At 49.3% G+C, this 26,602-nt stretch carries 26 protein-coding genes; 13 read left to right on the forward strand and 13 right to left on the reverse strand.

The genetic code is table 11. From position 1 onward, the window contains the following. Nucleotides 1-9: 9 nt before the first annotated feature. Nucleotides 10-555, forward strand: a complete 546-nt coding sequence (locus ACTZWV_RS06845; protein WP_444785831.1) for an isochorismatase family protein — start codon at nt 10-12, stop codon at nt 553-555. Further along, complete coding sequence (locus ACTZWV_RS06850) at nt 555-1,685, forward strand: dienelactone hydrolase family protein (protein ID WP_444785832.1); 1,131 nt, start codon at nt 555-557, stop codon at nt 1,683-1,685. The genes ACTZWV_RS06845 and ACTZWV_RS06850 overlap by 1 nt, the downstream gene beginning before the upstream one ends. Here the strand turns inward: ACTZWV_RS06850 and ACTZWV_RS06855 are convergent. Both ACTZWV_RS06855 and ACTZWV_RS06860 read right to left on the reverse strand, forming a co-directional pair. After that, nucleotides 1,658-2,440, reverse strand: a complete 783-nt coding sequence (locus tag ACTZWV_RS06855; RefSeq protein ID WP_444785833.1) for a S1/P1 nuclease — start codon at nt 2,438-2,440, stop codon at nt 1,658-1,660. The genes ACTZWV_RS06850 and ACTZWV_RS06855 overlap by 28 nt on opposite strands. Before the next feature lie 3 nt (nt 2,441-2,443). Further along, nucleotides 2,444-3,280: a 23S rRNA (adenine(2030)-N(6))-methyltransferase RlmJ gene (locus tag ACTZWV_RS06860; protein WP_444785834.1), complete on the reverse strand. Its 837-nt coding sequence runs from the start codon at nt 3,278-3,280 to the stop codon at nt 2,444-2,446. 138 nt (nt 3,281-3,418) lie between these two features. Between ACTZWV_RS06860 and ACTZWV_RS06865 the strand changes: the two genes are divergently transcribed. Beyond that, the gene (locus ACTZWV_RS06865) at nt 3,419-4,306 is read left to right on the forward strand and encodes a tRNA/rRNA methyltransferase (protein ID WP_444785835.1); all 888 of its coding nucleotides are present in this window, start codon (nt 3,419-3,421) and stop codon (nt 4,304-4,306) included. Here the strand turns inward: ACTZWV_RS06865 and ACTZWV_RS06870 are convergent, their stop codons facing one another. From ACTZWV_RS06870 to metK, 8 genes are all read right to left on the reverse strand, one after another. After that, nucleotides 4,307-4,561 (reverse strand): DUF1653 domain-containing protein, encoded by a 255-nt coding sequence (locus ACTZWV_RS06870; protein ID WP_444785836.1) that lies wholly within the window; start codon nt 4,559-4,561, stop codon nt 4,307-4,309. Next, nucleotides 4,545-4,961, reverse strand: a complete 417-nt coding sequence (gene ruvX, locus ACTZWV_RS06875; protein WP_444785837.1) for a Holliday junction resolvase RuvX — start codon at nt 4,959-4,961, stop codon at nt 4,545-4,547. Before ruvX ends, ACTZWV_RS06870 begins: the two co-directional genes overlap by 17 nt. Next, the gene (locus ACTZWV_RS06880) at nt 4,961-5,518 is read right to left on the reverse strand and encodes a YqgE/AlgH family protein (RefSeq protein WP_444785838.1); all 558 of its coding nucleotides are present in this window, start codon (nt 5,516-5,518) and stop codon (nt 4,961-4,963) included. The genes ruvX and ACTZWV_RS06880 overlap by 1 nt, the downstream gene beginning before the upstream one ends. Nucleotides 5,519-5,542: 24 nt before the next feature. Then, a complete protein-coding gene (gene gshB / locus ACTZWV_RS06885; RefSeq protein WP_444785839.1) occupies nt 5,543-6,505 on the reverse strand; it encodes a glutathione synthase in 963 nt (320 codons plus the stop codon). Between the two features lie 9 nt (nt 6,506-6,514). Beyond that, nucleotides 6,515-7,243 (reverse strand): 16S rRNA (uracil(1498)-N(3))-methyltransferase, encoded by a 729-nt coding sequence (gene rsmE / locus ACTZWV_RS06890; RefSeq protein ID WP_444785840.1) that lies wholly within the window; start codon nt 7,241-7,243, stop codon nt 6,515-6,517. Nucleotides 7,244-7,375: 132 nt separating this feature from the next. Further along, on the reverse strand, nt 7,376-8,272 hold the full coding sequence (locus ACTZWV_RS06895; protein ID WP_444785841.1) for a hypothetical protein: 897 nt from the start codon (nt 8,270-8,272) through the stop codon (nt 7,376-7,378). 195 nt (nt 8,273-8,467) lie between these two features. Continuing rightward, entirely contained in the window at nt 8,468-10,060 is a 1,593-nt protein-coding gene (locus tag ACTZWV_RS06900) for an AbgT family transporter (RefSeq protein WP_444785842.1), read from the reverse strand. Nucleotides 10,061-10,245: 185 nt separating this feature from the next. Beyond that, nucleotides 10,246-11,394 carry a methionine adenosyltransferase gene (gene metK / locus ACTZWV_RS06905; RefSeq protein WP_444785843.1) on the reverse strand — a complete coding sequence of 383 codons (1,149 nt, stop codon included), beginning with the start codon at nt 11,392-11,394 and terminating at the stop codon, nt 10,246-10,248. Nucleotides 11,395-11,724: 330 nt separating this feature from the next. Here metK and tkt point away from each other — a divergent pair, with 330 nt between their 5' ends. From tkt to ACTZWV_RS06955, 10 genes are all read left to right on the forward strand, one after another. Beyond that, a complete protein-coding gene (gene tkt, locus ACTZWV_RS06910) occupies nt 11,725-13,722 on the forward strand; it encodes a transketolase (protein ID WP_444785844.1) in 1,998 nt (665 codons plus the stop codon). Nucleotides 13,723-13,771: 49 nt separating this feature from the next. Next, entirely contained in the window at nt 13,772-14,776 is a 1,005-nt protein-coding gene (epd, locus tag ACTZWV_RS06915) for an erythrose-4-phosphate dehydrogenase (protein WP_444785845.1), read from the forward strand. Between the two features lie 25 nt (nt 14,777-14,801). Beyond that, complete coding sequence (locus tag ACTZWV_RS06920) at nt 14,802-15,983, forward strand: phosphoglycerate kinase (RefSeq protein ID WP_444785846.1); 1,182 nt, start codon at nt 14,802-14,804, stop codon at nt 15,981-15,983. Nucleotides 15,984-16,032: 49 nt separating this feature from the next. Next, a complete protein-coding gene (gene fba, locus ACTZWV_RS06925) occupies nt 16,033-17,097 on the forward strand; it encodes a class II fructose-bisphosphate aldolase (protein ID WP_444785847.1) in 1,065 nt (354 codons plus the stop codon). Nucleotides 17,098-17,345: 248 nt separating this feature from the next. Then, nucleotides 17,346-18,116 (forward strand): DUF3450 domain-containing protein, encoded by a 771-nt coding sequence (locus ACTZWV_RS06930; RefSeq protein WP_444785848.1) that lies wholly within the window; start codon nt 17,346-17,348, stop codon nt 18,114-18,116. A gap of 18 nt (nt 18,117-18,134) precedes the next feature. Then, the gene (locus ACTZWV_RS06935) at nt 18,135-19,490 is read left to right on the forward strand and encodes a MotA/TolQ/ExbB proton channel family protein (RefSeq protein ID WP_444785849.1); all 1,356 of its coding nucleotides are present in this window, start codon (nt 18,135-18,137) and stop codon (nt 19,488-19,490) included. Continuing rightward, on the forward strand, nt 19,490-20,017 hold the full coding sequence (locus ACTZWV_RS06940; RefSeq protein WP_444785850.1) for a MotA/TolQ/ExbB proton channel family protein: 528 nt from the start codon (nt 19,490-19,492) through the stop codon (nt 20,015-20,017). Before ACTZWV_RS06935 ends, ACTZWV_RS06940 begins: the two co-directional genes overlap by 1 nt. An 11-nt stretch (nt 20,018-20,028) precedes the next feature. Then, nucleotides 20,029-20,433 carry an ExbD/TolR family protein gene (locus ACTZWV_RS06945; protein ID WP_173499750.1) on the forward strand — a complete coding sequence of 135 codons (405 nt, stop codon included), beginning with the start codon at nt 20,029-20,031 and terminating at the stop codon, nt 20,431-20,433. 2 nt (nt 20,434-20,435) lie between these two features. Further along, nucleotides 20,436-21,053 (forward strand): energy transducer TonB, encoded by a 618-nt coding sequence (locus tag ACTZWV_RS06950; protein WP_444785851.1) that lies wholly within the window; start codon nt 20,436-20,438, stop codon nt 21,051-21,053. Between the two features lies 1 nt (nt 21,054). Beyond that, the gene (locus ACTZWV_RS06955) at nt 21,055-22,314 is read left to right on the forward strand and encodes a tetratricopeptide repeat protein (protein WP_444785852.1); all 1,260 of its coding nucleotides are present in this window, start codon (nt 21,055-21,057) and stop codon (nt 22,312-22,314) included. 41 nt (nt 22,315-22,355) lie between these two features. Here ACTZWV_RS06955 and prsR read toward each other — a convergent pair whose 3' ends face one another. The 3 genes from prsR to ACTZWV_RS06970 are packed head-to-tail and all read right to left on the reverse strand — an operon-like array spanning nt 22,356 to nt 26,553. Then, complete coding sequence (gene prsR / locus ACTZWV_RS06960; protein ID WP_444785853.1) at nt 22,356-23,711, reverse strand: PEP-CTERM-box response regulator transcription factor; 1,356 nt, start codon at nt 23,709-23,711, stop codon at nt 22,356-22,358. A gap of 24 nt (nt 23,712-23,735) precedes the next feature. Continuing rightward, nucleotides 23,736-25,769 carry an XrtA/PEP-CTERM system histidine kinase PrsK gene (gene prsK / locus ACTZWV_RS06965; RefSeq protein WP_444785854.1) on the reverse strand — a complete coding sequence of 678 codons (2,034 nt, stop codon included), beginning with the start codon at nt 25,767-25,769 and terminating at the stop codon, nt 23,736-23,738. A gap of 43 nt (nt 25,770-25,812) precedes the next feature. Beyond that, nucleotides 25,813-26,553, reverse strand: a complete 741-nt coding sequence (locus ACTZWV_RS06970) for a S1 family peptidase (protein ID WP_444785855.1) — start codon at nt 26,551-26,553, stop codon at nt 25,813-25,815. Nucleotides 26,554-26,602: the final 49 nt, after the last annotated feature.

A 26,602-nucleotide genomic window follows, 5' to 3' on the forward strand; every position in this document is an offset into this window, starting at 1 on the left:
GGAACTGCTATGTTATTGCAAGCCTCACAAAGCCTGGTATTACTGATTGATATGCAGCAAAAGCTGGCACCGGCTATTTTTGACAGCAAAGCCGTAGAGCAGGCGGCGGCCTGGGTGCTGCAGGTGGCTGTGCAACTGGAGGTGCCGGTATGGGCCACTGAGCAATACCCGCAAGGTATAGGCGCTACGCTGCCGGCATTGGCAGAGCTGGTGCCGCCCTCGCAGGTGCTGCAAAAAATGCATTTCAGTGCGTTAAAAGAGCCGCATATTGCCAGCAGCCTGGCCTGTACTGAGCGCAAGCAAATTGTGGTGCTGGGCACTGAAGCCCATGTCTGTGTGCTGCAGTCGGTAATGGATTTATTGGCATTGGGCTATCAGGTGTTTGTGGTAGTTGAAGCCGTAGGCTCGCGCACAGAGCAAAATAAACAGTTGGCCTTAAGCCGTATGCAGCAAGCCGGCGCGCAGATTATCAGCCGGGAAATGCTGGCATTTGAATGGTTGGAGTGTTGCGGCACTGATACCTTCCGCCAAATCAGTAAAGGCTGGATCCGTTAATGCGTTGCTGCTTATTACTGTTAGTTTTGGCGTTGCCGTTGCAGGCCGATAGCCTGATTGAACAGCAACTACCGGATTTTTATCAGCAGTTACTGCCGCAACAAGCCTACCCGTTAAGCTGGCAACCAGAGCACTTTAACGATATTCAGCACTGGCGTGCACAGGGCCGGGCTGCATTACGCGAAGCCTTGCTATGGCCGGATGAGCCGGTTGATTTTGCCGCAGAATTGGTAAAAAACGAAGCGCGCGACGGTTACAGTGCGCAGTTGTGGTCGGTGCAGCTGACTAAACAGAGCAGGGTGCAGCTTATGCTATTGCAACCTGATGTGGCTAAGCCTGCGCCTGCGGTGTTACTGCTGCATGATCACGGCGCCCGCTTTGATATTGGCAAAGAAAAATGGCTACAGCCGTTTGCAACCGACATGCGCTTGCCAGCGGCGCAGCAGTGGGCAGACAAATACTTTAGCGGTAACTTTGTCGGCGATGCGCTGGCTAAGCAAGGCTATTTGGTGCTGGCGGCTGATACTTTTGGCTGGAGTGATCGTGGCCCGGTTGAATTTAGCGCGCAGCAATCCCTGGCCGCTAATATGTTTATGCTGGGCCGCTCGCTGGCCGGTATGGCTGCTTATGAAGATCTACGCCTGGTGCAGTTTATAAAACAGTTGCCGCAAGCTGACAGCAACCGGCTGGCAGTGCTGGGGTTTTCGATGGGGGCGTTTCGCGCCTGGCAACTGGCGGCATTAACCGACGATATCAAGGCCGGGGTGGCCGTAGCCTGGTTAAACAGCTACCGGCATTTAATTACGCCAGGCAATAATATCCTCAAAGGCCAGTCGGCGTTTTATATGCTGCACCCGGGCTTAGCGGCAAAATCAGATATTCCCGACATAGCGGCGCTGGCCGCGCCCAAAGCAATGTTGTTTATTAATGGCGGCAAAGACAAGCTGATGCCGCAGGCCGGCGTAAAGCAGGCTTATGCGCAACTGGCAAAGGTATGGCAGGCGCATGGCGCAGCAGATAAGCTGGCTACTACCTTGTACCCGCAATACGGTCATGAATTTAATGCTGAGCAACAGCAGCAGGTGTTCAGCTGGTTAGCCACTCAGTTAGCTGTGGCGCCGAGTGACTGATCCAGCAACAGCGCCAGCCGCACACCCGCCTGCTGTAAGCGCTGCTCCAGTACCGCCTGATAATGCAGTACATAGCTGTCATCAATTAACATGCCGGGCGTATAACCCTGATAAATTTCCAGCGTAAGCGCCGCTGATTCATTGGCCCAGCTCAATACATCGCCTTGCTGCCAGGCTGAACGCTGCTTAGTACCGATGCGGTTAAACAGCGTAGCGGCTTTGCTGTGGTCGGTTTCATAGCCCAGCTGTTTTAACAGCGCAAAATCCCACACACCGTGCAGGTTATTCGGTAAACCATAAAAATACACTGCAGTGCGGTTGCCACCTAAATCATCGGCAAAGCTGACATGTAAAGGTTGGTGTAAGTCGCCAATAAAATGCGCCAGAAACAACAATGCCTGCCAGTCGGTGTTATCGTCAGCTAAGCGCTGCTGCATATCGGTGATGGCAGATAAAATACAGCCGTGCGCCGGGCAATCAGCTGCGCTTACTTGCTGTTTATCACGGGCAAAATTCACAAAATGCAGCGCTGAGGCGTAGTCAAAGGCCGGGTCGGCGCGCACTTCATCGGCCCAGCTGCAGCTTTGGCTAAACTGTTGATAAGGTGAGGCGGCAATCAGGCTGTCAATTTGTACCCGCGTAGCGTCACTAACCAGCTGATAGGCCATATCGCAAATCATCTGGTGGCCGGTTTTGCTAAAAGCCTGCAGCGGGTTACTCAGCAGCAATAATGCCGCTGCGATAACAATACGCATAGCTTACTCCGGCACCAGTTGGTGCACTTGGAACTCACCTTGTGCACTTAACAACGGGCTTAGCTCGGCCAATGCCTGCTGCATATCTTTGGCCAGCGTATAGGGCGGGTTAATCACCAGCATACCACTGCCGGTCATACCAAAGCCGCTGCTATCCGCCAATGGGCAATATTCAATCCGTAGCTGATCTTTAATGCCGGTAGCGACAATAGCGCTGATAAAGGCTTCCACCGCCGCGCGCTCTATTACCGGATACCAGATAGCATAGGTAGCTTGCGGAAAACGCTGATAAGCGCTTTGTAAGCCGGCAACCACATCCTGGTATTCAGTTTTCAGCTCGTAGGGCGGATCTATCAATACTAGGCCGCGCTTATGCAGTGGCGGCAGCATGGCTTTAAAGCCGGTCCAGGCGTCCATATGCTCAATCCGGCTGTGGCGCCGCCGGGCGAACTGGCTGGCCAGAATAGGGTAGTCTGTCGGGTGCAGCTCGGTAGCCTGAATGCTATCGGACGAACGCAGCAGCATGGCAGCAATTTTCGGTGAGCCCGGGTAAAAGGCCAGCTCGCCGTCCGGGTTAAGTTGTTTTATCAGCGTTATATAGTGCGCCAATGCCGGGCTTTGCGCCTGGTAGTGCCACAGTTTACCAATACCGCCCTGGTACTCGCTGGTTTTCTGCGCCTGTTCAGCCAGTAAGCTGTACAGGCCGGCACCGGCATGGCTGTCGTGGTAGCAAAAGGGTTTATCTTTTTGCAGCAGGTAATCAACAATGGCCACCTGTACCAGATGTTTCACCACATCGGCATGATTACCGGCGTGATAACTGTGGCGATAACTAAGCATAAACAAGGCCTGTAGCGGCAAATTTAAAGGCCGTCAGCATACTGCGCGCGCAGAAAAATACAAGTATTGTTGCTGCGCAGCTGGTAAAATCCGCCGCATTATTGATTTACCGCGCCATGCGGCGCACGCAGGATTTTTATGTCACAACACAAAGCCAAAGGCGGCAAAGCGGCCAATCCACTGCATAAGCCCTGGACCAAAGATGCCGGGGCAAAGAATGCCAGGCCGGCAGCCAATAAAGCGAAACGTCCTGCACCTGATAAAGCGCAGCAGGTTAAAGCCGTGCGTAGCGTGCAGGAAGACGAAGGTAAGGTGTACGGCGAAAACGCTTGCCGGGTGCTGTTTAGCCAACGCCCGGATGCGCTGATCCGACTTTATGTGTCACAGCAAATGGCCGCTAAGTTTGCTGATGTGATGAAATATTTAGCTGCGGCGAAAAAGGCCTACCATATTGTTGATGACGCCGAGCTGGAGAAAGTCGCCGGTAGCGGCCATCACGGCGGTGTGGTGTTGCTGGTAAAACGTAAACCACAGCAAAGCCTGGCGGCGTATTTGCAGCAAAAAGGCCGTAAACGCGACTGTTTGCTGGCACTGGATGGCGTGGGTAACCCGCATAACTTAGGTGCGATAACGCGCAGCTGTGCGCATTTTGGCGTGGGCGGCATTATTATGAAACAACCTGAGCTGCTACAATCGGGCGCGGCCCTGCGCACGGCTGAAGGCGGTGGTGAATTTGTTGCTGGCTTAAGTTGTGACAACCTGCCACTGGCATTACAGCTGTGCAAAGAAGCCGGTTATACACTGATCACCACCTCCAGCCACGCCGGCACCTCGCTGTATCAAAGCACGCTTCCGGCCAAGGTGGTGATCGTATTTGGTGAAGAGATGTTTGGCGTGTCAAAAAACGTCGCCAAAAGCGCCGATATTGCACTGCAAATTCCGGGTTCTGGCAAGGTAGAGTCGCTGAACGTTAGCGTAGCGGCAAGCCTGATCTTAGGCGAATGGTACCGTCAGCAGCTTAACTGATTAGCTCTCGGGATGGGCAGGTTTAATTTGGCCTATATACTGAAAGCGTGGCAGTAATTCGCCGGCAATTTCAACGTTTTCAGTGAACATGTCCAGCGGCCGTGCCCAGAGGCCAAAATCGCCGTACAGCGCGCGGTAAATTACCAGCCACTGTTCGGTTTCGCTGTGGCGGGCGCAATCAATAACCTGATAATAAGCGCCCTTGTAATGCTGATAAAAGCCCGGTTCAAGCGGTGGTTTAAGCTTGTTGTTCATACCAGCTCTCGAAGATAATTTTGGCCGATAAACTGTCAACTTTGTCTTTGGCCAGATTACGATAGCCGCCATCAGCAAACAGCATGCTACGGGCTTCCGCGGTGGTAAGGCGTTCGTCATGCAGCTCTACCGGCAAGCCAAAACGGCCATGCAGCCGGTTGGCAAACTTACGCGTACGCACGGTAAACGGCTGCTCGCTGCCGTCCATATTCAGTGGTAACCCCACCAGCAATAACTGAGGTTTCCATTCGTTAATCAGCTTTTCCAGCACTGCCCAGTCGGGGGTGCCGTCCAGGGCTTTTAATGCGCTAAGCAGTGAGGCGGTGCCGGTAAGTTCCTGACCTACCGCCACGCCTATGCTTTTGGTGCCGTAATCAAAGGTTAAAATGGTACGACTCATTAAGCGTGACCGGCCTCGTTAGTTAGTTGCCAGGGTTTAATACCAATTTTGGCGGTGGCGCTTTGCCACTTTTCAGCATGGGTTAAATCAAAAATAATAGCGCTGTCGGCCGGAATAATTAACCAGGCGTTATCGGCAATTTCCTGCTCCAGCTGGCCGGCTGTCCAACCGGCATATCCCAGTGCCAAAATAAACTTTTCCGGCGCATTGTCAGTGGTTAAATCAAATAATATATCTTTTGAAGTGGTAACCATCAGCTCGTCAGTTAAACGCATGCTGCTGCTGTAGCCTTCTTTGGCGGTGTGCAGCACAAAGCCTCTGTCGTGCTGCACCGGGCCGCCGGCACAAACATGCGCCGTGGCGGCCGGGCTTTTGGTGTTGAACTCAATTTGCAGCTGTTGCAGCAAGTCAGCTACCTTCACTTCCAGCGGGTGGTTAATGACGATGCCCATGGCACCTTCATCATTATGTTCACAAATATAGGCAACACTGCGTTTAAACAGTGGGTCATCTAACGACGGCATAGCAATTAAAAAATGATTCTGAAAATTCTGCATAGTGACCTCGTTACAACGTGGTTGTCACTGGCGGGCTGCCAGCAGCTGTTCAATTTCATCAAATAACAAACCGGTGATACTGATTGGAAACGCCGCTTCAATTTCGCGGATACAGGTTGGGCTGGTAACGTTAATTTCAGTTAACTTGTCGCCTATTACATCCAGACCGACAAAAATCAGTCCTTTGGCTTTTAACGTGGGTGCTACCGCATTGGCAATGGCCAGGTCAGACTCTGACAAGGGTCTGGCTTCGCCACGGCCGCCGGCTGCGAGGTTGCCACGGGTTTCGCCGTTGGCCGGAATGCGTGCTAAACAGTATGGCACGGGTTTACCGTTTACTACCAGTATTCGTTTATCGCCCTGGCTGATTTGCGGAATAAAGCGCTGTGCCATGGCATAGCGGCTGCCATGTTCGGTTAGCGTTTCAATGATGACACTGACATTGGCATCACCGGGTTTTAAGCGGAAAATAGACGCGCCGCCCATGCCATCCAGCGGTTTTAAGATCACGTCCTGCTCGGCCTGGTAAAAAGCTTTTAAGCGTTTGGCATCGCGGCTGACCAGGGTTTTTGGTGTGTGTTGGCTAAACCAGCTGGTGTAGAGCTTTTCGTTGGCATCACGCAGGCTCTGTGGTTTATTAACAATTAACGTACCCTCATCTTCTGCCCGCTCCAATATGTAGGTGGCATAGATATACTCGGTATCAAACGGCGGATCTTTACGCATTAAGATAACATCGAGCTCGCTAAGCTTAATGTCCTGCTCAGTGCCAAATTGATACCAGCCGGCCGGGTCTTGCTGCACTGTCAATAGCCTGGTATTGGCGCGCGCCTGGCCTTCCAGCAAATATAAATCGGCCATTTCCATGTAGTGGATCTGATAACCACGCTGTTGTGCCTGCAGTAACATGGCGAAGCTGGAGTCTTTTTTTATATTGATGGCCGAAATAGGGTCCATCACTATGCCAAGTTTTATCGGTTTGTTCATGCTGTGTCCTCAGGCCAGGTCGCCAAATTGCAGTTGTAACGCACTGATAGCGGTAAGTGCTGCCGTTTCGGTGCGCAGTACACGTGGCCCCAGCTGAATGCCGCTAAAACCGGCCGCCGTAGTGTGTGCCATTTCCTGTTCACTAAAACCGCCTTCAGGGCCTATTACTAACCGGATATTTAGATTAGGTGTTAAGGTCTTAATGGTGTCTTTGGCCCACGGATGCAAGGTTAGCTTTAATTCTTTTGTGCTTTGCCTAAGCCAGGCATCGAGTGAAATAGCCGGATGCACGGTTGGCACTATACTGCGGCCGCTTTGCTCACAGGCACTGATGGCTATTTTTTGCCATTGCTCGTTGCGTTTGGTCAAACGTTCGCCGTCCAGCTTTACGCCGCAGCGTTCGGTAAACAGCGGGGTAATTTCGCTAACGCCAAGTTCTACCGCTTTTTGTATAGCAAAATCCATTCTGTCGCCGCGCGATATACCCTGGCCCAGATGAATTTTCAGTGGCGATTCGACCGGGTTTGCCAACTGTGTACTGGCAATAACGTGAACGCGTTTCTTATCGCTGCTGCTGATGCGGGCAGGGTAGTTAAAACCGTCGCCGTTAAACAGCTGAAGCTCGCTGCCAACCGGCATGCGCAGCACACGGCCAATATGGTTGGCGGCATCGTCATCCAGGGAAAATTCGTGGTTAAGTGCAATGGCACCACTGTGGTAAATTCTTGGAATACGCATAAACAACATCAGCTTGAACAGAGTATGCGAATGGTAACAGCCTGCTGTGTTATGGCAAAGCTGAAGTATAAAAATCAGCACTGATAATGGCAGGTAAATCTGCAACTACCAGTGCTGAGAAGAGCGGTAAACTTAATGCTTTTTGTATAATCGTAATGCTAACAGTCCTAAGCCCAATAGCAGAATGCTACCGGGTGTAGGTACTTGGGTGGTACTTAACGGATCTCGTGCCCAGATAGCAAAGTGGGAGATATCCTTGTTAAAATCACCGGTATTAAACAAGCCACCAAAAGTAAAAGGTGTGCCAAAAGGATCGCCGAACCTGTCGTCGTTCTGAGCAGACAACTCGTTAGCAAAGATATCGGTGAAATTAAAATCATACACCGCCCAGCCATTGCCGGCTTTAAAGACAAACGCCAGATGGTCAAAGGTTGACCGGTTGCCCAGAGCACCCTGTACTTTTTCAATAACATCCAGTGAGGTTGCTAAAGTCCAACTGCCACTGCTGCAGCCGCTGGCAGAGGTACAGGTGAAGCTGATATCCAGCACTTCATCCAGGTCCAGATACTGCAGCCAATTGATCGCCTGATATTGTTCAGACCAGCTGTTATCGTCATTTAAGTCGAATTTGGCCAGGCTTATCCAACCCGGGTCATCAGCAATGCTGGGGTTGGCATCCGGAAAGCCCACATTAGGCCCCAAATCCATCAGTTGTGATTCGGAAATAAACCGCGTAGGGCTTAACCAGCCACCCTCACCATTTAACAGGCCGTCACCATAGGTGCCGATATTAGGATTGGCATCATGTAAACTGCCGACATTATTGGGGTCGCCATACAGACCGGCGCAATCTGACGCGGTGTAAGGCCCTGCCACCAGCAGATTCTGCGCTGAGCCATCAGCGCTTTTACTGATCGAGGTTAAGCTGATGGCATCATTGCTACAAGCGGGTAGCGGGCCTGCTACTGTTTGAGGGACGAACGCTAAAGCTACTACACCAATTGCAACACTAAGGTAAAAGCATTTCATGATAAGCTCCGTTTCCATGAAAATATTAGGCATGGCTAAGTAAGCATATCTCGTACCACTATGATATTGTGCTTACTAATCAGTGAATTGCAATTGTTGCTGGACTGTTAATGGGGAAAAATGTAAAGAAGGCTGACGGAGGACGGGGAAGTTGGGCCGGCGCAGGTGCGATTACGCCGGCCCTGGTATATGACGTTAGTTGACTGCCGGGTAGCTGTAACTGGCACCCACGCCCAGTGGAATATCCAACGCCCAGAAACCGAGCAGGAAGGCAGTCCACAGTACCAGCATAGCGACAGAGTACGGTAGCATTAGTGCGATAAGGGTACCGATACCGGTTGATTTAACATACTTCTGGCAAAACACCACGATTAACGGGAAGTACGGCAGCAGCGGCGTAATAATATTGGTAGAAGAATCACCCACACGGTAAGCGGCCTGGGTTAAGTCCGGCGATACGCCAAGCTCCATCAACATAGGTACCATAATGGCACCAATCAGCGCCCACTTAGCTGAAGCTGAGCCAACTAACAGGTTAACAAAGCCGGATAAAAACACGATACCAATCAGCGTAAAGCCCATCGGGAAGGCCATTTCCTGTAGCCAGTTGGCGCCTTTTATCGCCAACAGGGCGCCAAGGTTAGACTGGCCAAAAGCATAGATAAACTGCGCACAGAAAAACGCCATGACAATGTAATAGCCCATGCCGCTCATGGCTTTGCTCATGCCTTTGATAATGTCACGATGGTTTTTGGCATTACCGGACACATAGCCGTATACCACACCGGGAATTAAAAAGAACACAAAGATAATGCTGACAATAGATTGCATTAACGGAGCAGCGAAAACCAACAAGTTGCTTTGACCTTCTGCCAATACTGTACCGGCAGGTGCGCGCCAGGCAGAAGTTTCCGGCAAGGCTGATGCAATTAACAGTACTATGCTTAACAGCATAGAAAAGCTGGCCCAGCGCAAACCTTTACGCTCGTTGGGTTTTAAGTCGTCCATTTTCGGCATATCGGCCGGGTCGCCGTCTACCACGGTAGATTTAAGCCTTGGCTCAATAAATTTGTCAGTAATTATCCAACCGACAATAACCACCAAAAAGGTAGAGGCGGTGGTGAAGTAATAGTTGTTCATCGGGCTGACAAACAGCTCAGCTGCAGCAGGGTCAGATGATAAGCGCGCCGATACCTGAGTAAGGCCCGATAGCAGTGGGTCAAGGCTTGACGGCAGTATAGTGGCAGAGAAACCACCTGATACACCGGCAAAGGCTGCGGCGATACCGGCCAGCGGATGACGGCCGGCAGCATAGAAAATAACGGCGCCCAGCGGAATAACCAGTACATAACCGGCGTCTACCGCCATATGGCTGGCAACACCGACTGCAATCAGTACCGGTGTTAACAGCATTTTCGGCGTAACCGACAGTACAGAGCGTAAACCGGCATTAATAAAGCCGGTATGCTCGGCTACACCTAAACCCAGCATTGCCACCAACACCACGCCAAGCGGGGCAAAGGTAACAAAGGTATTGACCATTTTGGCCATAAAGGTGGTCATGGAATCGGCGGACAGCAGGTTGTTCACCTGAATAGCGGCGCCGGTGCGCGGGTCTACTTCATTAAAGCTGACACCGGCCAGAGCCCAGGATACCACCCAGACCACTACCATCAGTAAGGCGAATAATACAGCAGGATCGGGTAATTTATTGCCAACGATTTCTATGGCGTTAAGCGCACGGTTAAGCCAGCCGGCTTTAGCGGCGTTGGCGGTTTGTTCAGACATACATGTTCCTTTCTTATAGTTTTGTTTCACTCTGCTCACAGACAGAGGACCCCGGATACAGCACAGCAGCTTATAATACACAAAAAGCTGCTGATGATAAGGCGAAATTATCCGCCTGGTTTAATAACAGCAGGTATGAAAAAGGAGAGCAGGGCTCTCCTTTTTACGTAATGAACAAATGCAGCTTATTTTGCGTACTGGCGCAGCAACTCCGCTTTGTCGGTTTGCTCCCACGGGAACTCATCACGACCAAAGTGACCATAGGCTGCTGTTGGCAAATAAATAGGACGCTCCAGCTGCAGCATTTCAATCAGGCCGTAAGGGCGCAGGTCAAAGTGTTCGCGCACCAGCTTAATCAGCTGATCTTCGCTCAGTTTGCTGGTGCCAAAGGTTTCCAGGCTGATAGAGGTAGGTTCTGCTACACCGATGGCATAAGATACCTGCAGCTCACAGCGTTCAGCCAGGCCGGCAGCAACAATGTTTTTCGCCACATAGCGCGCAGCATAGGCAGCAGATCGGTCAACTTTTGACGGATCTTTACCGGAGAAAGCACCGCCGCCGTGACGCGCCATACCGCCGTATGAGTCGACAATAATTTTCCGGCCGGTTAAGCCGCAGTCACCCATAGGGCCGCCGATAACAAAGCGGCCGGTAGGGTTAATAAAGAATTTGGTTTTAGCCGTTAACCATTCTGCCGGCAGTACCGGTTTAATAATGGTTTCCATTACTGCTTCACGCAGGTTTTCCGTGCTGATGGTATCGCAGTGCTGGGTAGACAACACTACCGCATCGATACCTACCGGCTTACCGTCTTCGTAAATAAAGCTTAACTGAGATTTAGCATCCGGACGCAACCATGGCAGGGTGCCATCTTTACGCACCTGCGCCTGACGCTGCACCAGACGGTGTGAATAGGTGATAGGGGCCGGCATTAACACGTCAGTTTCGTTACTGGCGTAGCCGAACATTAAACCCTGGTCACCGGCGCCTTGCTCTTTCGGATCGGCGCGGTCTACACCCTGGTTAATATCCGGGGATTGTTTACCGATGGCATTTAATACGGCACAAGAATCAGCATCAAAGCCCATATCTGAATGCACATAACCAATTTCACGTACGGTCTTGCGGGTAATTTCTTCAATATCAACCCAGGCAGAGGTAGTGATCTCACCACCTACCAGCACCATACCGGTTTTAACGAAGGTTTCGCAGGCAACGCGGGCTTTAGGGTCTTGTTCCAGGATTGCATCCAATACGGCGTCTGAAATCTGATCAGCAATTTTATCCGGATGTCCTTCAGATACTGACTCAGAAGTAAAAATGTGTTGTGCCATCGGTTGTATTCCAAAATAAGGTTAATGCAGTTAAGTTCGTTCTGCTGAAAAATGCCATGACGAACCCAAAAAATAGGCGGCTATTCTAGAGAAAGTGTGCTGCCTTTGCCAGAAAAATCTGCCACCCAGACGTCTTTAATGCTATTTTACGCTGCTTATTACGTTAGTACAGCCAGTTAGATCTGGGCGGCTGAAAATTGTTTCTGCCGGCGGATTTAAATTTGCCATCCGGCGGGGGCTCTGTGAAAATAGCGACACTTTGAGCCTAAACTTTTCAGCTTAATAATAATCAGCTTCATTATAAGAAGCCGCGCAATGTCAGGAGTGAACATGCCATCTCGTAAACAACTCGCTAATGCTATCCGTGCGCTTAGCATGGATGCGGTGCAAAAAGCTAAATCAGGACACCCCGGCGCCCCTATGGGTATGGCCGACATTGCCGAAGTGTTGTGGCGTGATTTCCTCAAGCATAACCCGCAAGACCCGCAGTGGCCAAACCGCGACCGTTTTATTCTGTCAAACGGCCATGGTTCAATGCTGCTGTATTCCCTGCTGCATTTAAGCGGTTATGACTTGGGCATTGAAGATTTAAAGCAGTTCCGCCAGTTACATTCCAGAACACCGGGTCACCCGGAGTATGGTTATGCGCCAGGGGTAGAAACCACCACCGGCCCACTGGGACAGGGCATTACCAATGCGGTAGGTATGGCGATTGCAGAAAAAGCCTTAGCCGCGCAGTTTAACCAGCCAGGTTACGACATTGTTGACCATCATACTTACACCTTTTTAGGTGATGGCTGTTTAATGGAAGGTATCTCGCATGAGGCCTGCTCTTTAGCCGGCACTTTAGGCTTGGGTAAGCTGATTGCGTTTTGGGATGACAACGGTATTTCTATTGACGGTCATGTTGAAGGCTGGTTTACCGATAATACCCCTGCACGGTTTGAAGCATACGGTTGGCAAGTGATTAGCAATGTTGACGGTCATGACGCTGCAGCAGTTGAAGCCGCTATTACTCAGGCTAAAGCAGATACCACTAAACCGACATTAATTTGTTGTCGCACGGTAATAGGCTATGGCGCGCCTAATAAAGGTGGCAGCCATGACAGCCACGGCGCACCGTTAGGTGAGGCTGAAATCGCGGCAGCGCGCGACTTTTTGCAATGGCCACATGCGCCCTTTGATATTCCGGCTGATATTTATGCTGATTGGGATGCCAAAGCTAAAGGCAGTGCACTGCAGCAAGACTGGCAGCAGTTATTTGCCCGTTACAGTGCCGCTTTCCCTGAGCTGGCAGCAGAGTTCAGCCGTCGTGTAGCCGGCCAGCTGCCTGCCAATTGGGCTGAACAATCACAGGCTTATATTGCACAATTGCAAGCCAACCCGGCCAATATTGCCAGCCGCAAAGCGTCACAAAATGCATTAAATGCCTTTGGCCCGCTGTTGCCGGAGTTTATCGGCGGTTCGGCGGATTTAGCCGGTTCTAACCTGACTATCTGGTCTGGTTCTAAGCCACTCACCGGTGCCGATGCCAGCGGTAACTACATTTATTACGGCGTACGTGAATTTGGCATGTCGGCCATTATGAATGGTATAGCGCTGCACGGCGGCTTTGTACCTTACGGTGCTACCTTCCTGATGTTTATGGAATATGCCCGCAATGCGGTGCGCATGGCAGCATTGATGAAGCAGCGGGTGATCTTTGTTTATACTCACGATTCTATCGGTTTGGGTGAAGATGGCCCAACGCACCAACCGGTAGAGCAATTGGCAGCACTACGTGCTACGCCAAACCTGATGAACTGGCGCCCGTGCGACCAGGTAGAGTCTGCCGTAGCCTGGAAGGCCGCGATAGAACGCACTGATGGCCCAAGCACCTTAATTTTCACCCGGCAGAATCTGGCACAGCAGCAGCGCAATGCGCAGCAACTGGCCGATGTAAAACGCGGTGGTTATATTCTGCGTGACTGTAGTGGTACGCCAGAGTTGATTATTATTGCTACCGGCTCTGAAGTGGAATTGGCGATGCAAGCCGCAGCTAAGCTGGCAGAGCAGGGCAAGGCGGTACGCGTGGTATCTATGCCATCAACAGACGTGTTTGAACAACAGGATGCTGCTTACCGCGAAGCCGTTTTACCAGCCTCAGTAAGCAAGCGCATCGCGGTGGAAGCCGGTATTACCGATTGTTGGTATAAATATGTCGGCCTAACCGGCAAAATTATCGGCATGACCAGCTTTGGCGAGTCGGCACCGGCTGAGCAACTATTTGAACACTTTGGTATTACCACTGAGAAAGTGCTCGAAGCGGCTGAGCAGTTACTGGCGTAATGTTTAATACAATGGGATCAATTCTGGTCCCATTTTTCTATGTGGTGTTATGGCAATCAGACTGGCAATAAACGGCTTTGGCCGTATAGGGCGCAATATTTTACGCGCTATTTATGAAAATGGCTGGCAACACGAGCTGCAGGTGGTAGCGATTAATGAGCTGGCCGACGCTAAGGGCGTAGCGCATTTGCTGAAATATGATACGTCGCACGGCCGTTTTGGTTTTAGTGTCAGCTCTTATGAGGGGGGCATTACGGTTGATGGCAACAAGATAGCCTTGTTTGCTGAGGCTGATCCGCTGGAGTTGCCGTGGAGTGAGCTTGAAGTTGACGTGGTACTGGAGTGTACCGGCGTATTTCACAGCCGCGAGCACGCCAACTGGCATCTGACGGCGGGCGCTAAAAAGGTATTGTTTTCGCACCCTGCAGATACCGATATTGATGCCACTATTATCTACGGTATTAACCACAGTAGCTTAACTGCTGATATGACAGTAGTGTCAGCCGGGTCTTGTACCACTAACTGTATAGTGCCGGTGATCCAGGTATTGGATCAGCATTTTGGTGTTGAAAGCGGCACTATCACCACTATCCATGCTTCTATGCATGATCAACAGGTCATAGATGCTTATCATCCGGATTTACGCCGCACCCGTGCTGCCAGTCAGTCGATTATTCCGGTGGACACCAAACTGGCACTGGGCATTGAACGCATACTGCCGAAATTTGCCGGCCGCTTTGAAGCGATAGCGGTGCGGGTGCCTACGGTAAATGTGACGGCGATGGATTTAAGTGTCACCCTGCATCAGGACGTCAGTATCGCAGCGGTAAATCAGGTGTTGCAGCAAGCCCGTATCGGCGAGCTGGCCGGTATTCTGGATTACACTGAGGAGCCTTTGGTATCAGTGGATTTTAACCATGATGCGCATTCCTGCATTGTCGATGGTTCGCAAACCCGGGTTAGTCATAAACGGCTGGTAAAATGCCTGGTGTGGTGTGATAACGAATGGGGCTTTGCCAACCGTATGCTTGATACTGCCCGGGTGATGATGTAAACGAATTTATAACAAGGAGCAAGAAATGTCTGTTATTCGCATGAGCGATTTGGATCTTAACGGCAAACGTGTACTGATCCGCGAAGATTTAAACGTACCGGTAAAAAACGGCAAAGTCACCTCAGATGCCAGGTTAAAAGCAGCCATACCTACCATTGAGCTGGCGCTGAGCAAAGGTGCTAAGGTGATGGTTATGTCGCACCTGGGGCGGCCGGAAGAGGGCGTGTATGATGCTGAGTCATCCTTGCAGCCGGTAGTGGATTATCTGGCACAGGTGTTAGCTGCACCGGTGCGCTTGGCAAGCGATTATCTGGCTGGCATCGACATTGCTGATGGCGAAGTCGTGGTGTTTGAAAACGTGCGTTTTAATAAAGGTGAAGGCAAAAACGATGACGCCTTAGCGCAAAAGCTGGCGGCATTGTGTGATGTATTTGTCATGGATGCCTTTGGTACCGCGCACCGCGCTCAGGCTTCTACCCATGGTGTGGCAAAATTCGCGCCTGTTGCCTGCGCCGGGCCTTTATTAGTTGCAGAGCTGGAAGCGCTGGCGGCGGCACTGAAAAATCCGAAGCGGCCGTTAGTGGCCATTGTTGGTGGCTCTAAAGTGTCTACCAAGCTGACGGTGTTGGAATCGTTATCTGGTATTGTTGATCAGTTAATTGTCGGCGGCGGTATTGCCAATACCTTTATTGCCGCTAATGGTAATAATGTCGGCAAGTCGTTGTATGAGGCTGATTTAATCCCTGAAGCGCAGCGTTTAATGACGCAGGCTAAAAGCCGTGGCGGTAATATTCCGGTACCAACCGATGTAGTGGTAGGCCAGGCATTCAGTGAAACGACAGTCGCCACCTTAAAGCCGGTAGCTGCGGTAGACGATGCCGATATGATTTTCGATATAGGTCCGGATACTACTGCAGAGTTGGTTAACATCTTAAAATCAGCCGGTACTATTGTCTGGAACGGCCCGGTGGGTGTGTTTGAGTTTGAGCAGTTTGCCGCCGGCACTAAGGCCTTAGCGCAGGCGATTGCAGACAGTGATGCGTTCTCAATTGCCGGTGGTGGCGATACCCTGGCTGCTATTGATAAGTACAATATTGCTGACAAAGTGTCCTATGTTTCTACCGGCGGTGGTGCCTTCCTTGAGTTTCTTGAAGGTAAAACTCTGCCGGCAGTAGCTATACTGGAACAACGCGCAAAAGCACAATAATAAAAATGTCATATTACAACTGTACCCTAAAAGATTAAGAGAGGATTTCATGGCCCTTATTTCCCTGCGTCAAATGCTGGATCATGCTGCCGAGTTCGGTTACGGCATACCGGCGTTTAACGTCAATAACCTTGAGCAAATGCGCGCTATTATGCTGGCTGCCGATAAAACCGACAGTCCGGTCATTGTGCAGGCTTCTGCCGGTGCCCGTAAGTACGCCGGTGCACCTTTTCTGCGGCATTTAATTCTGGCTGCAGTAGAAGAGTTTCCGCACATTCCGGTAGTAATGCATCAGGACCACGGTACCTCTTTGGGCGTGTGTCAGCGCTCCATTCAGTTGGGTTTTTCATCAGTGATGATGGACGGCTCTCTGGGGGAAGATGGCAAAACGCCGATGGATTATGCGTATAACGCTAATGTAACGCGCAAAGTTGTTGAAATAGCGCATGCCTGTGGTGTATCGGTAGAGGGCGAGTTAGGTTGTTTGGGCTCGTTGGAAACCGGTGCGGCCGGTGAAGAAGATGGCATAGGTGCAGATTGCATACTCAGCCATGATCAAATGCTGACCGACCCTGAAGAAGCCGCGCAGTTTGTGCGGGAGACCCAGGTGGATGCACTGGCTATTGCTTGTGGTACCTCACACGGTGCTTATAAGTTTAGCCGGCCGCCAACAGGCGATATCCTGGCAATTGACCGCATTAAAGCCATTCATCAGCGTATTCCGGATACGCATCTGGTGATGCATGGTTCATCATCGGTGCCGCAGGAATGGTTGAAAATCATTAATGAAAATGGTGGTCAGATCGCGGAAACTTATGGTGTGCCGGTGGAGCAAATTCAGCAGGGCATTAAGTACGGTGTGCGTAAAATTAATATTGATACCGACCTGCGGTTGGCATCGACCGGTGCTATCCGGCGCTATATGACACAACATCCGGCTGAGTTTGACCCGCGCAAGTATTTGCAAGAGTCAGTCAAAGCCATGATGGAGGTCTGTATTGCCCGTTATGAAGCGTTTAATGCCGCCGGACACGGTAGCAAAATTAAAGCCATATCACTGGATGATATGGTGGCGTTATACACTGCGGGAAAATTGACGCCGAATATAAAATAAGCAAAAAAATTAATGAACTATAACAAATAAATTTTCATTTGTTTAATAGTGCATAAATTGGGTGAAAAACCGCATAAATAACCGCATCAGAGCAGCGCTGCGGACGCCTGTGTTGTCTTGACAAGGGCGTTTTTACCTGTAATGATGCGGACGGTTTACCCTCTAACTGAGGGCCGCCTCTGTCTCCAAGAACAGTCTGGCCCTTGCAACTTCAGGTTACGTTAATCAGCAATAATTGGTTGGGAACTATGTTTAACAATAAAATTCGCAAGAGTCTTGTTGCAACAGCTCTGACCGGTACTTTCGCTTTATCTGCGAATGTTCTGGCAACAGATTTAAAAGCTTTGCATCAGGAAGGTAGTCAAATCCAGCGTGCAGCTGTGCAGTCTCAAGAAAAAATTAACACTATTTATGAACAGTCTCAGGAACTGCTGGGTGAGTACCGTCAGGTTACTGACCAGACTGAGAACCTGAAAGTGTATAATGACTTTCTGGCGACTCTGGTTGCTGACCAACAACGGCAAGTTAACTCTATCCAGCGTCAAATTGACACCTTAGAAGATACTAACAAAGGTACAGTGCCGCTCATGTTCCGCATGATTGATGCACTGGAACAGTTTGTCAAAGCTGATATTCCACTGCGTACCGAGCGCCGCTCTAATCGCGTAGAGAACTTACGTGAATTGATGAGCCGGTCAGATGTTCAACGTTCAGAGCAGTTCCGCCAAATCCTTGAAGCTTACAGCATTGAAATGGGCTATGGCTCAGAGCTGGCAGCGTTCCAGGGCACCTTAACTGTTGGCGGCAGCGACATGACTGTTGACTATGTGCATTTGGGCCGTTTGGTTTTGATGGCGCAGTCGTTAGATGGTGAAGCCGGTTGGGTGTGGAACAAAACAACTCAAAGCTGGGACGAATTACCAGATTCGTACATGAATTCAGTGACCAATTTCATCAAGATGGCGCGTCGTGAAGCCCAGCTTGAAATGGATCGCGTACCACTATTCGCAGCGGAGTAAGAGTAAATGAGAATGAAAATGAAATCTTTCGTCGTAGCTGCGGCAGTAACACTTTCTGCAACTATGGCTTTTGGTGCAGCGGCTGATACCGCCAAGCTGGACCAACTACTTGAACAAATTAAGAAAGAGCGTGCTATCGAAGGCCGTGCTAATCAAGAACGTGAACGTGCATTCTTAGCTGAGCGTGCTGACAAGCAGGCTTTACTTAATACGGCAAAGAAAGCTTATGCTGACGAAGAAGCTCGTGGTAAGCGTTTACAGAAGCAGTATGCTGATAACGATATTCTTATCGCGCAAAAACAAACTGAACTTGAAAGTGCTTTAGGCACTATGGGTGAAGTGTTTGGTGTGGTACGTCAATCTGCCAACCAGGCAATAGGCACTATCTCCAGTTCTATTATCAGCGCTCAATATCCGGGTCGTGATGTACCACTGCGTAAAATTGCAGAAGCAACAGAGCTGCCAACTTTGCAGGAAATGGAAGACTTATGGCTGGCTATGCTGACCGAAATGACCGAGTCAGGAAAAATTGCTAAATTTGACGCTGAAGTTGTAAAGCTGGATGGCGGTGTTGAAACTAAACGCGTTACCCGTTTTGGTGCTTTCCACGTTACTACCGCAGATGAGTACCTGCTACGTAACGATACTACTGATCAATTACAACCGTTAGGCCGGGCACCACAGGCAAAAATTCATAATTCAGTAGCGGCATTTAATAATGCAGCACCAGGTGAATTGGTTGGTTTCTTCCTGGACCCGACTAAAGGCAACTCTTTACTGCGCTTAAACCAACAACGCAGCACTTTGATGGAATACTACCATCAGGGCGGTACTGTAGGTTATTTAATCACCTTCTTGCTGCTTGTTGGCTTCCTGATTGCTCTTGAGCGTTTCATTGTGCTGAGCATAGTAGGCGGCAAAATCCGTGCCCAGCTGAAGAACCTGGCAAATCCGTCAAAAGACAATCCATTGGGTCGTATCCTGACGGTATACCATCAGAATATGTCTGCAGATGTAGAAAACCTGGAGCTGAAACTGGACGAAGCCATTTTGCGCGAAACACCAAAAGTTGACCGTGGTATTGGCATGATCAAACTGTTCGCAGCGGTTGCACCGCTAATGGGTCTGTTAGGTACCGTTATCGGTATGATCTTAACCTTCCAAACCATTACGCTGTACGGTACCGGTGATCCGAAACTGATGGCGGGCGATATCTCTCTGGCATTGGTTACTACTGCACTGGGTTTGATTGCCGCATTGCCATTGATTTTCGTACATAGCATTGTTGCTTCTAAAGCAAAAACTGTTTTACACGTGCTGGATGAGCAAAGCGCAGGTATTGTTGCTGCTCATGCGGAGAAGGAGAAAGCCTAATGATGCTCCAGCTTATTGAGCTGTGGGAATCGGTACAGGATTTTATTCATACCGGCGGCAACGTATTGTATGTTGTCGCCCTGGTGCTCTTCGTCATGTGGTTTATGATGTTAGAGCGCTACTGGTACGTTAGCTGGGTGTTTCCAAAAATTAAGCGGGATATTATTGCCCGTTGGGATGCCCGTGCAGACACTACCTCTTGGTATGCACATAAAATTCGCGATACCTGGATTTCCGAGGCTACGCTTCAGTTAGATCAAAGAATGTTACTGATAAAAACGCTTGTGGCTATGTGTCCGCTGGTCGGTTTACTAGGTACCGTAACCGGTATGATTGCAGTATTCGACATTATGGCGACACAAGGAACCGGTAATCCGAGAACCATGGCTGCCGGTATTTCGATGGCAACAATTCCGACTATGGCGGGTATGGTTGCAGCATTATCAGGCGTATTTTTCAGTTCGCGGCTGGAAGTAAAAGTTAAACGGGAAAAAGCAGATCTCGTTGACAGCTTACCGCATCATTAAGAGAGATTTTTATGGCACGTAAACGTATTCGTGAAGACGATGAGGCCGCAATCGACATTACGCCGATGATGGATATCGTTTTCATTATGTTGATTTTCTTCATTGTTACTACTTCTTTTGTGAAGGAAGCCGGTATCGATGTAAACAAGCCTGAGGCAGCACAAGCTCAGAAGAAACCTACAGCAACTATCTTTATCGCTATTCGTGCGAATGGTGAGATTTGGATGGATAAGCGCACGGTTGATGTTGAGCGTGTATCTGCGAATATTGAACGGTTAAGAGCCGAATCACCAACCGACACTATTATTGTGCAAGCTGATAAAGAAGCGAAGCACGGTACAGTGATGGAAGTAATGGATCAGATTAAAGCTGCTGATCCAACGCTGGTGATCAGTATCGCCGGGGAGACTAAGTAACTATGGCACGTTTCCTAACATCGTTAATTATCGGTGCGTTGGTAACGTTCGTGTTGTTTCTGATTATGGCCCTTCTGGTTAAAGGTTCCGGAGAGCGTCGGGTGGTTGACCAAGAGCGTATAGTGATTGAGCTAAACACTACGCCACCTGATTCAGATACGCAGACACGTCGGCCACCGCCACCGCCACCGCCACCGCCGCCGGCTCAACCGCCTAAAGCGCCACAGCCTGAGCCTGAATCAGCTAATGCTGCCGGTGCAATTGGCTTTAATATGCCGGGGTTGAACCTGGGAGCTGGTGCAGGTGGCTTAGGTGACCCGTCCAGTATGATGCGTGACGGTGATGCAACACCTATTGTTCGTATTGAACCAAGGTATCCGGTGCAAGCTGCCCGTGATGGTTTGCAGGGCTGGGTAAGGCTACGGTTTAGTATTATGGAAGACGGCAGCGTTGATGAAGTAGAAGTTATCGAGGCTGAGCCGCGCCGTGTATTTGACCGCGAAGCGATCCGCGCTTTACGACGCTGGAAATACAGCCCGAAAGTTGTTGACGGTAAGCCGTTAAAACAGACCGGGATGCAGGTTCAGTTGGATTTCACTCTAGACATGGCGGGAGGTTGATATGAAAAAGTTTAAAACGCTTACTTCAGCATTAATAGTCCTGACTACGCTTGGTGTGGCCATTGCTCCGGTATCTGCTGCTGTGCAGCCAAATATGGCTCAGGTAGAAGAACGTAAAGCACGTAAAACTCAGATCGTGGGCGAGCGTGTTGGTAAAGTTCTGGTTAAGGCTTTTGAGCTGTATAACGAAGAGAAGCTTGACGAAGCTATAGCTGTATTGCTGGATGCTAAGTCCAGCAATGCGTTTGATACCGCAACGTTAAATCGTTTTCTCGGTAATCTGTATGCAACAAAAGATGAAAAGCAGGCGATTAAATATCTGACGCTGGCGGTAGCGCCGGACGAACTGGCATTTAACGATCAGGCTGGTTCTTTAAAGTTGTTGGCAGATATGCTGTTGCAGGACAAACAGTACCAAAAAGCTATTAAAGCGTACGAAAGCTGGATTATGTTCACCGGTGAGCAAAATGCAGATGCATATATGCGGATAGCCAACGCTTATTATCTGATGAATCAGTATGATAAGGTATTGGCGCCGGCAGATGATGCTATTCGTTTTTCACCGAAGCCCATTGAAGGCCCGTATCAGCTTAAGATGGCAGCATTGTATGAAACCAAGCGCTATAAAGAGTTGGTTACTGTGGTTGAAACCATGGTGCAGCTGTTTCCGGAGAACAAACAGTTTTGGGTATATTTAGGTAATTTTTATACCTTAACTGAAGAGTTTTCCAAGTCGCTGTCAACATTACAACTGGCTAATTCGCAAGGCTACCTTGAGAAAGACTCTGAAGTAAGAATGTTAGCGCAGATGTATGCAAACAATAACATTCCTTACAAAGCAGCTGTGACGATGGAAAAGCACATGAAGAGCGGTTTGGTGAAGAAAGACAAAACCAATCTGAATTTTATTGCTTCTAACTATCAGTCTGCCCGTGAGTTCTTAAAAGCCGCTGAATATTATGGTGAAGTAGCTAAGCTGACAAATGACGCCGATGCTTATCGCCGCCAGGGTTCTGCTTACTCCGCAGTGCAGCGTTATAATGATGCGATTGCAGCCTATGATAAAGCCTTGTCTCTGAATGTAGATAAGCCGTCTGGCGTTTATATGAGCTTAGTTGATGCGTACTTCTACCAGCAAAAGTATAGAGAAGCTTATGCTGCGTTGATGAATGCGAAGAAAGATCCTGCTATGTCACGTCAGGTGCGTGGCTGGGAGTCTTATATCAAAGATAAAGCGAAACAAAAAGGCATTAGCCTGTAAGAAAAAACCCCACTTCGGTGGGGTTTTTTTATTATCCGGTCTCAGGTTTCAGCTTCAATACTGCGTAAGTCGTGCAACCGGTACTTGTCGATTAAGGCATAAAGTGTTGGTCTGGTAATTCCCAATGCATCTGCTGTCTTAGATAAGTTGCCGTTCGCCAGGGTGTAAGCATGACGAATTGCGCTGGTTTCGGCTTGTTCCCTAACTTTGCGCAGTGTATCCGTTTTGCTATGCTGTTCTGACAGGCCGATATCTTCAGCTGAAATATACTTGCTATCGGCCAGGATGACAGCCGATTTTAGTTTATTCTGCAGTTCCCTGATATTACCCGGCCAACTGTATTGCAGCATGGCCTGCATAGCAGACTCGGTAAAACCTTGTATTTGTGTATTAAACTCATGATTGAATTTATTCAGCAGAGCTTTACCAATAACAACGATATCATGGCCACGTTGACGCAGCGGGGGGATTAGCAGCGTTATTTCACTGATACGATAGTACAAATCTTCGCGAAAGCTTTGGTCTGCCACCATTTCTGCAAGGTTGCGGTGGGTGGCGCATATAACCCTGACATCGACTTCAATTTCCTGGCGACCACCAACCCGTTCTATAACCCGCTCTTGCAAGAATCGCAGCATTTTGGCCTGTAAACTCAAAGGCATATCACCTATTTCGTCCAGTAATAGAGTGCCACCGTTAGCACATTCTATTTTACCCAGGGTGGTTTTATTAGCTCCGGTAAAGGCGCCTTTCTCATAACCGAACAGCTCGCTTTCCAGTAAGTTTTCCGGAATCGAAGCACAGTTTATTGCCACAAAGGCTTTGTTGTTTCGCGGGCTTTGCCGGTGTATGGCACGGGCAAAAACTTCTTTACCGGTGCCGCTTTCACCCAGTAGTAAGGTGGTAATTTCAGTTGGCGCTATTTTCTCTACCGTGCGGCAGGCTTTTGCCATCGCTTCGCTGTTACCAATGATATCCGCATTGTTCAGGTTGGCTGCTCTGAGCGCTTTATTCTCGTTTTCAAGTTGGCTTAGTTTAAATGCACGGTCGAGGATTACGGTAAGGACATCAGTATTGATTGGTTTTTGGTAGTAATCATAGGCACCGAGGGCTATGGCCTTTAACGCATGTTCATTGTCATTGCTTCCGGTCACGACAATGACCTTACAATCCGGTTGGCAGCTGAGAATTTCATGCAGGCAAGCGAGGCCCTCACTGGCATTAGCCGGATCCGGTGGTAAGCCAAGGTCTAAGGTAACAACTTCCGGCTCATAACGTCTTAATTGTGTTAGCGCTGAGGTTCTGTCCTGAGCAAACACTAATTCATAATCAGGCAGACTCCATTTAAGTTGTTTCTGGATGCCGATATCGTCTTCTATGACTAATACAGTTTTCATTGAACAGTCCTTGTTATTACTGCTTTATACAGGCTGATGGCGTGGCAGCTTTAGTGTAAAGGTAGAACCTGTACCTTCTGTGCTGTTCACGTGTAACTGCCCGTTATGTTGTTCTGCAAAGTGTAGCGCATCATAAGCGCCAACGCCCATGCCTGCGTTGCCTTTGGTAGAATCAAAGGGTTTAAACAGACGCTGGCTGATAAAGTCTGCAGACATGCCGCAGCCGGTATCGGCAATCACCAGTGTCAGGTAAAAAGTGTCGCTGAATATGGATACCATAACTTTGCCATCTGCCGGCGTTGCATGCTGCGCATTATCTATCAGGTGATAAACAATGCTGGCGAAACGCTCTTTATTCAAGCATAACTCTGCGTCGCTCTCTACATGTAGTGTCGGCAGGGGGCGTTTTGCTGCACAGCGCTGATTAATAATTTGCTGCACGACGTCAGCGGCATTAAATACGCTCTGGCCGGCGTTGCCGCTGCGTTTGCTGCTTAGTTGTGACAGCATATTGTCGAGCCTTTGCTGCATAGCTGCTAAGGTGTCGAAGCTGTCATTAATAAATTCAGGATTAGTTTTGTGTTTGATACTGTTTTGCAACATTAAATCGATTTGTGCTTTTACATTCTTCAGATCATGCAGCACAAAGGCCGACATACGGCTAAAAGCAGCGAATTGAGCATTTTCACTGAGTGCTTTACTGGCTTGCATCAACATTAAGTAACTGGCAATTTGCTCAGTGACCAGCATAAGGTAATCGCGTAGTTCCCAATTCAGCTTTTGCCGGTCAACCAGCGGGGTATTCATCAGGCAAAGCCCCCAGAGTTTACCATCTGAATGGATCGGTACGATCAACTGAATGTCGATATTGCTCAGCTTGCTCTGTTGTTGTGTAAAAGGATCAGTATTGTCGGACAAATCTACCAGCCATTGGCTGCCGGCAAATTTCTCCACATAACGTTGCACCAGCATTTTCTCATTGTCAGACAGCTGCGGGCGGTTATAGCATGCCAACTGCACAATATGTGCAGCGCTGCCAATTCGCAGTAAACAACCTCTGTTATAGCCGATAGCACTGAGCCATGCCTGTAAAATAGTGTCATATTGCTCAGGCTTGGTTATATCAACCAGCCTTAGCTGTCGCGTCAGCTCCAGCCACTTTAAGCGATAATCAAACTTGTTGGCAAAAAAGTGTTTCTCAATAAATACTTTTAATCGCCGGCGTAAGGCGCCGGACAATAACATGCCGGCAAGCATAGTGAAGCCCAACACCAGAAAGATGGCCTGGATAAGGTTTGACCATTGCCCACCAATATAACGAATGTAGAAGCCGGCGATAGCAACCAGACACAGGTAAAGACCGGCAGTTAAAACCAGAGTACTTTGCAGCACAATGTCTCTTGAAACATAAACGCTGATACCCCATGCCTGAATGCGGCGCACAGCAATAACCAAAAACGGCAGCATTGCTGCGCAGATAAAGCCGCGGGCCGCCCACATTTGCGTATCAATCTGGCCAAACAGGGCCGCTTCTGCCAACAGGATAAAATCAAACAAGGTGCAAACAGAAATGCTTAGTATCAGCGGTTTATATTGCCATCTGTTCTCTGCTGCTTTACGGTACATAGCTTCGAGCAGCGCAAGCTGGAAGATATACAGTGCCAGGCTACCGGTAAACATTAAATTGACAGAAATCAGCTGCCATTTACTCAGAACAAACCAAATGCTGAGCAACAGAATAAGCGCTACGACAGTACGGCTCTGTAGTAATTGCCGCAGGCTCTGATTTCCCTGGCCCAGTGCTGACAACAAAAACAGCATTAATACAAAGTTTCGTGCCAGCTCCAGCAATAATGACGTGGCATTGGAGTACGCCGGTGCCGGACTAAGCATGTAAAACACCGACCAACAGATACTGATTAACGCCCAGGTTAACAGCAAAAAGCGCGGCAGGTTTTTTACCCGTGTTACCAGGATCAACAGAAAGAAAAACAGGTTAGCCAAGCCGGCCAAAGCAAAACCGATTTTATCCAGCGCCAGTTGGCTAAATACATCCATTAAATCGCATCCGTGCAAAGGTGTATTGATGTCATGTCAGCGGCTAATTATCCAGTAACGGCAGTAAAAGTGATACCGGTATAGCGAAGCTGATAGCGCTTGGGTCCCGTAATACCGCTTCACGGGTCGACTTTACATATACCTGATTAATAATGCCGATGACTTGTGCTGTTTCTATATCGAACAACGGGCTGCCACTGTTGCCCGGATAAGCCGTTGCATCAAGTTGATACACCATAAAGGGTTTGCGCAACTGACGAAGAGCAGAGGCTTGTAGTTGTGCAGAATTATCCGCCGGTATCGCAATCGGCGTTACTGCTGAGATAATGCCGCGGTGAGTGGCAGGGTACAGGCCCAGCACTGCCGTAATAGGAAAACCGGTAAAGGCGATTTCAGTGCCTTCAGCAATGAGTTTGGCATCCCCCAATGTAACAGCCGGTAGTTTAGTCTTGATTTTAAGTACGGCTAAATCATGCTCCGGTTGTTGTTTGGTGCTGATAATTTGATGGACATTAACGTTGTCAGCGCTGCCTGACAGTACCACATAGCTTTCGTTACGCTGCGTACTCAGCGGTCTGGATATTACATGATAATTGGTAACGATTTGATTACCGGGCGGGACAGCAAAGCCACTGCCGATTAATTTTATTCTGGGTGAGGCCAGCGGGCTGTATATTCCCAGCGCAACAACAGCGGGTTTTATCTGCTCTATGCTGTTGCTTAAGTTCGCCCACACCGGCAGGGGATAATACAAGGCTAACAGGCATAGCAAGACTTTATACATACTTAAGACAATCCATATCTAAGTTATTGTGTAATGACACTATACTAGC

The organism is Rheinheimera sp. NSM (assembly GCF_052380015.1).
GTDB lineage: Bacteria > Pseudomonadota > Gammaproteobacteria > Enterobacterales > Alteromonadaceae > Alishewanella.